The 6,294-nt window shown below is 72.5% G+C and carries 5 protein-coding genes; 3 read left to right on the top strand and 2 right to left on the bottom strand.

Annotated elements, in window-relative coordinates; translation table 11 throughout:
- Positions 1-1,683 (bottom strand): homocysteine S-methyltransferase family protein (locus VFV67_RS17560; RefSeq protein ID WP_326471310.1); only part of this gene is annotated, 1,683 nt, incomplete at its 3' end.
- A 67-nt stretch (positions 1,684-1,750) separates the two neighbouring features.
- On the opposite strand from VFV67_RS17560, the gene VFV67_RS17555 reads away from it, so the two are divergent.
- Together VFV67_RS17555 and VFV67_RS17550 are read left to right on the top strand one after the other, a co-directional pair.
- Entirely contained in the window at positions 1,751-2,638 is an 888-nt protein-coding gene (locus VFV67_RS17555; RefSeq protein ID WP_326471314.1) for a PAC2 family protein, read from the top strand.
- Positions 2,635-3,783, top strand: coding sequence for an MFS transporter (locus tag VFV67_RS17550; RefSeq protein WP_326471308.1), 1,149 nt, complete (start codon positions 2,635-2,637; stop codon positions 3,781-3,783). The genes VFV67_RS17555 and VFV67_RS17550 overlap by 4 nt, the downstream gene beginning before the upstream one ends.
- On the opposite strand, the gene mshC is transcribed toward VFV67_RS17550, so the two are convergent.
- A complete protein-coding gene (gene mshC, locus VFV67_RS17545) occupies positions 3,739-4,989 on the bottom strand; it encodes a cysteine--1-D-myo-inosityl 2-amino-2-deoxy-alpha-D-glucopyranoside ligase (protein WP_326471306.1) in 1,251 nt (416 codons plus the stop codon). The two genes, VFV67_RS17550 and mshC, sit on opposite strands and share 45 nt — an antisense overlap.
- Before the next feature lie 116 nt (positions 4,990-5,105).
- On the opposite strand from mshC, the gene VFV67_RS17540 reads away from it, so the two are divergent.
- Positions 5,106-6,293: a S8 family serine peptidase gene (locus tag VFV67_RS17540; protein WP_326471304.1), complete on the top strand. Its 1,188-nt coding sequence runs from the start codon at positions 5,106-5,108 to the stop codon at positions 6,291-6,293.
- Position 6,294: the final 1 nt, after the last annotated feature.

The following is a 6,294-nucleotide window of genomic DNA, read 5'->3' as shown; positions in this document are numbered from 1 at the left end:
GTTGAGCACCTGCCGGGCCGCCGCGTTCAGTCCGAACGAGACGTTCGACACGCCCAGCGTGGTCTGCACCTCCGGATACCGCCGCTTGAGCTCCCGGATCGCCTCGATCGTCTCGATCGCGTCCCGCCGCACCTCCTCCTGCCCCGTGGTGATCGGGAAGGTGAGCGTGTCGACGATGATGTCGGCGACCCGCATGCCCCAGTCTCGGACCAGGTCGTCGATGATCCGGCCGGCGATCCGTACCTTGCCGTCCTTGGTGCGGGCCTGGCCCTCCTCGTCGATGCACATCACCACGACCGCGGCGCCGTGCTCGCGCACCAGCTCCATGGTGCGCTGGAATCGTGACTCCGGTCCGTCGCCGTCCTCGTAGTTCACCGAGTTGACCGCGCACCGCCCGCCCAGCCGTTCCAGCCCGGCCTGGATCACCTCCGGCTCGGTGGAGTCGAGCATGATCGGCAGGGTGGACGCGGTGGCGAACCGGGCGGCCAGCTCGGCCATGTCCACCGCCCCGTCCCGACCCACGTAGTCCACGCACAGGTCGAGCACATGCGCGCCGTCCCGGGTCTGCGCCCGGGCGATCTCCACGCAGTCCTCGTACCGGCCCTCCAGCATCGCCTCCCGGAACGCCTTGGAACCGTTGGCGTTGGTCCGCTCCCCGATCATCAGCACCGAGGCGTCCTGCTCGAAGGCAACCGCCTGGTACAGCGAGGAAACCCCGGGCTCGGTGCGCGGCCGGCGGGTCGCCGGAACCACGTCGCGCATCGCCTCGACGATGGCCCGCACGTGCTCATCGGACGAACCACAGCAGCCGCCGACCAGCCGGACGCCGAAGTCACGCACGAACATCGTCAGCGCCTCAGCCATCTCGTCCGGCCCCAGTGGGTACACCGCACCGTTCGGGCCCAGCTCCGGCAACCCGGCGTTGGGCATCACCGACAGCGGCACCCGGGCGTGCCGGGACAGGGTCCGCAGGTGTTCGCTCATCTCCGCCGGCCCGGTGGCGCAGTTCATGCCGATCAGGTCGATGCCCAGCGGCTCCAGCGCCGCCAGCGCCGCGCTCGGTTCGGTGCCCAGCAGCATGGTGCCGGTGGTCTCCACGGTCACCTGCATGATCACCGGAACCACCCGGCCCTCGTCGGCCATCGCCCGACGCGCGCCGGTGATCGCCGCCTTGGCCTGCAACAGGTCCTGGGAGGTCTCCACGATCACCGCGTCCACCCCGGCGACCAGCATCCCGCGCGCCGCGTCGGCGTAGGCGTCGCGCAGCGCCGGGAACGGCGCGTGGCCCAGCGTGGGCAGCTTCGTGCCGGGACCCATCGAGCCGAGCACGAACCGGGGCCGGTCCGGCTGGCTGAACTCGTCGGCCACCTCCCTGGCCAGCCGGGCGCCCGCCTCGGCCAGTTCGAAGATCCGCTCCGGGATGTCGTACTCCCCCAGGTTGGCCAGGTTCGCGCCGAACGTGTTGGTCTCCACCGCGTCCGAGCCGGCCTCGAAGTAGCCCCGGTGCACGGCCCGCACCACGTCCGGGCGGGTCACGTTCAGGATCTCGTTGCAGCCCTCCAACCCGGCGAAGTCGTCCAGCGTCAGCGGTACCGACTGCAACGCGGTACCCATGGCACCGTCGGCCACCACCACACCCTGGTCGAGAGCGGTGAGCAGCGCCGATAGAGGCTTGTCAGGCATGGTCCCAGCCTACGATCTCCGGCAAACCCCATCGGGTCGTAGGCTTACCCGGGTGACCGATCCGGAGATGCCGAACCCGGCCGAACCCGCGCCCGACCTTGTCGACCCCGTGATGGTGGCGGCCTTCGAGGGCTGGAACGACGCCGGCGACGCGGCGAGCACGGCCATCGAGCACCTCCAGCTGACCTGGGACGCCACGCCGCTGGTGGACATCGATCCGGACGACTACTACGACTTCCAGGTGACCAGGCCCACAGTCCGCATGGTGGACGGGGTCACCCGCCGGGTCGAATGGCCGACCACCCGGCTGCTGGTGTGCCGGCCGCCCGGCGCCAACCGGGACGTCGTGCTCATGCACGGCATCGAGCCCAACATGCGCTGGCGAAAGTTCTGCGGCGAGTTGCTCTACCACGTCGACCGGCTCGGGGTGACCACCGTGGTGACGCTGGGTGCACTGCTCGCCGACACACCGCACACCCGGCCGGTGCCGGTCACCGGGACCGCCTACGACGCGACGTCGGCGGCGCACTTCGGGCTGGAACGCTCCCGCTACGAGGGCCCGACCGGGATCGTGGGCGTGCTGCAGGACGCGTGCGTGCAGGCCGGTGTGCCGGCGATCTCGATCTGGGCGGCGGTGCCGCACTACGTGTCCCAGCCGCCCTCGCCGAAGGCGACGCTGGCGCTGCTGCACCGGGTCGAGGAGGTGCTCGACGTCGAGGTGCCGCTCGGCGGGCTGCCCGAGCAGGCCGAGGAGTGGCAGCGCACGGTCACCGAGATGGCCGACGAGGACGAGGACGTGCGCAACTACGTGCGGGCACTGGAGGAACGGGGCGACGCGGAGACCCCGCTGAACGAGACCAGCGGCGACGCCATCGCCGCCGACTTCGAGCGCTACCTGCGGCGCAGGCGCCCGGGTGGTCCGACGCTCGGCGGTCCGGGACCCGCCGGAGTTTGATCAGGCGCCGGGCGGCCATCGCCGGGCTCTACGCCGGCGGCTTCCTCGGCCCGTTCGGGGGCGGCGTCACCGTGGCCATGCTGCCCGAGTTGGGCGCCGACTTCGGGGTCTCGGCCGCCACCGCGGCCGGCTCGCTGACCGCCTACCTGGTGCCGTTCGCCGGGTTGATGCTGGTGTCCGGGACGCTGGGCGCGCGCTGGGGAGCGCGACGCAGCGTGCGGACCGCGTACCTGGTCTACGTGGCGTCCTCGGTGCTGTGCGCGGTGTCGACCTGGTTTCCGCTGTTCCTGGCCGGCCGGGTGGTGCAGGGCGCGGCGAACGCGTTCACCACCCCGCTGCTGCTGGCCGCGATCGCGGCCGCCGCCCCGGCACACCGGCTGGGCCGCACGCTCGGCCTGTTCTCCTCGCTGCAGGCCGCCGGGCAGACCAGCGCGCCGCTGCTCGGCGGGTTGGCCGCCGAGGTCACCTGGCGGCTGGCGTTCGTCGGCGTCGGCCTGGTGGCGCTGGCGCTGGCCGCCGCCGGACTACCGGCGCAGATGCCGGACCGATCGGCCGGTGAGCCGGCCCGGTTACGCGCCGCGTGGCGGCCGGCCGTGCTGCTGATGGGTGTGGTCGCGCTGGTCGGCTGGGCCTGCCTCGGCGGCGTTTCGTTCCTGGTGGCTTTTCAGCTCGAGGACGCCTTCGGGCTCGGCGCCGGCGCCCGGGGCCTGCTGCTGACCGGGTTCGGGGTGCTCGGGCTGCTCTCCGCGCGGCCGGTGGGGCGATTCATCGACCGGTTCGGCGGCCGGGTCTCGGTGCTGGCCGGGGCGCTGGCCGGCGCGGTTCCGGTGGCGCTGGTCGGGGTGCTGCCGTGGCTGCCGGCGGTCGCCGTGCTGTGGGCGCTGGCCGGGGTCGCGACGCAGTTCCTGCTGGTCGGGGTGAACGCGCTGGTGCTGTCCGGCGACGGCGGGAACCGGTCCGGGGACATCTCGGTGGTCCAGGCCTTCCGGTTCTTCGGCCTGGCGCTGACCCCGGTGGCGCTCACCCCGGTCTACCACCTGTCCCCGGCGGCCGCGTTCCTCATCCCGGCCGGGCTGCTGGCGCTGGTGGTGCCGGTCGCGCTACAGCTCAATCCCGAGCAGCGCGTCCACCGCGGCGCGGAGTAACCCGGGGGCGTCGGCGTCCCGACCCCGACCGGTCCCGGCCTCACGCACCCAGGCGTCCACCGCCAGCAGGGCCTTCGGTGTGTCCAGATCATCGGACAGGTGGGTGCGCAGCCGGGCCACGGTGTCGGTGGCCGGCGGCCCGGCCGGCCGGGTCAGCGCCGAACGCCAGGCGGCCAGCTGGGCGGTCGCGGCCGCCAGCACGTCCGGCGTCCACTCCCGGTCGGTCCGGTAGTGCCCGGACAGCAGCGCCAGCCGCAGCGCCATCGGATCGACGCCGCCGCACTCGCCGTCCCCGCGCAGCTTGGACACGAACACCAGGTTCCCGCGCGACTTGGACATCTTCTCGCCGTGCAGGCCGATCATCCCGGCGTGCACGTAGTGCCGGGCGAACGGATGCTGACCGGTCAGCGCCTCGGCGTGCGCGGCGCTGAACTCGTGGTGCGGGAAGATCAGGTCGGACCCGCCGCCCTGCACGTCGAAGCCCATGCCCAGCCGGTTGAGCGCGATCACGCTGCACTCGACATGCCAGCCCGGCCGGCCCGGCCCCAGCTCACTGTCCCAGCTCGGCTCGCCCGGGCGGGCCATCCGCCAGAGCAGCGGATCCAGTGGGTGCCGCTTGCCCGGCCGGTCCGGATCCCCGCCACGTTCGGCGAACAGCGTGCGCATGGTCGGTTCGTCGTAGTTGGACTCCGACCCGAACCATTGGGTGGCCGCGTGGTCGTAGTACACGTCCGGATACGTGTCGTCGGCGGCTCGGTAGGCGACCCCGGACGCGATCAGCTTGGCGATCACCTCGGTGATCTCCGGGACGGCCTCGACCGCGCCGATGTAGTCGCGCGGCGGCAGGATCCGCAGGGCCTCCATGTCCTCCCGGAACAGCGCCGTCTCGCGCATGGCGAGCACCACCCAGTCGGACTGGTCCCGCGCGGCCCGCTCCAGCAGCGGATCGTCCACGTCGGTGACATTCTGCACGTAGTGCACCTCGTGGCCGTTGTCCAGCCACAACCGGTGCACCAGGTCGAAGGCGAGATAGGTGGCGGCGTGCCCGAGGTGCGTCGCGTCGTACGGGGTGATCCCGCAGACGTACATCGTGGCCGTCCGTCCCGGTGCGGTCGGGCGGATCTCCTGGGAAGCCGTGTCGTAGAGCCGCAGTGGTCGCGGCGTCCCGGGGACGGCTGGAACCGGAACGGGTTGCCAGGTCTGCATACGTCGACAGTAAACGTCGGGAAAACCGTGTGGCCCCCCTCACAGCACTCCAGGAGTCGCCGATGGACGAATCGGAGTTGCGAGGGCCTGGGACGCCTGGGAAGAGGGTGGAGTAGATGACCGAACCGGCAGCCGGCACGACCACCGGCCGATACCTGGTACTGCTCGAGGACGACGCCGTGGCCGCGGGGGCCAGGGAGTTGGTCAGCCGGGCCGGGATCCGGACCTGGAGCACGGCCGACGTGGGCGTGGCACCGGTCGCGCCGCCGTCCGACCTGGACGGCGTGATCCTGCACGAGCTGGGCGTCGCGGTGGTGTCCGCGGACAGCAACCAGGTCCGGGAACTGGCCAGGGCGGCCGGTGAGCCCGGCCCGATCGCGCTGATCGAACCGGAGCGCGTCGTGCACGCGATCGAGCCGACCGCGCAGGCCGTCGCCGAGTCGACCCAGGTCGACGAGACCACCTACACCTGGGGCCTGCAGGTGATCGGCGCGACCCGCAGCGGCGCCAGCGGCAAGGGCGTCCGGGTCGCCGTGCTGGACACCGGCCTGGACCTGGCGCACCCGGACCTGATCGGGCGGATCGTCACGTCCAGCTCGTTCATCGAGGGCCAGGAGGCGCAGGACGGCCACGGGCACGGCACGCACTGCGTCGGCACCGCGTGCGGGCCGCGTCAGGTGGCCGGCGGGCCCGGCTACGGCGTGGCGTACGAGGCGGAGATCTACGCCGGCAAGGTGCTGTCCAACCAGGGTTCCGGCTCGGACGGCGGGATCCTGGCCGGGATCGCCTGGGCGATCGCCAACGGCTGCTCGGTGATCTCGATGTCGCTGGGCGCCCCGGCCCAGGTGGGCCAGCCGTACTCGCGCACGTTCGAGCGCGCCGCGGAGCGGGCCATCGAGCGCGGCACGCTGATCATCGCCGCGGCCGGCAACGAGAGCAGCCGGTCGGCCGGTCGGACCGCACCGGTCGGTCACCCGGCCAACTGCCCGTCGATCCTCGCGGTGGGCGCGCTGGACGTGAAGCTCGCGATCGCCGACTTCTCCTGCGGCACGGAGGACGTGGCCGGCGCGGTGGACCTGGCCGGGCCGGGCGTGGACGTGTACTCGAGCTGGCCGGTTCCGTTGGGGCACCGGCGAATCAGCGGAACCAGCATGGCCACCCCGCACGTGGCCGGGGTCGCCGCGCTGGTCGCGCAGGCCACCGGCGCCCGCGGATACGAGCTGTGGGCCCGGCTCGCGCAGACCGCGAAGCGGCTGCGACTGCCCAGCACGGATGTAGGGTCGGGTCTGGTACAGGCACCCTGAT

It is taken from the genome of Actinophytocola sp. (assembly GCF_035762905.1).
GTDB lineage: Bacteria > Actinomycetota > Actinomycetes > Mycobacteriales > Pseudonocardiaceae > DASYTH01.
The sequence above is the reverse complement of the archived record's forward strand: the minus strand, read 5'-3'. Positions and strand labels throughout refer to the sequence as shown.

Bases quoted from the DNA above. Each gene is read 5' to 3' on its own strand.
- VFV67_RS17555 (WP_326471314.1), top strand. From the start codon at position 1,751: ATGCCGAACCCGGCCGAACCCGCGCCCGACCTTGTCGACCCCGTGATG.
- mshC (WP_326471306.1), bottom strand. From the start codon at position 4,989: ATGCAGACCTGGCAACCCGTTCCGGTTCCAGCCGTCCCCGGGACGCCG.
- VFV67_RS17540 (WP_326471304.1), top strand. From the start codon at position 5,106: ATGACCGAACCGGCAGCCGGCACGACCACCGGCCGATACCTGGTACTG.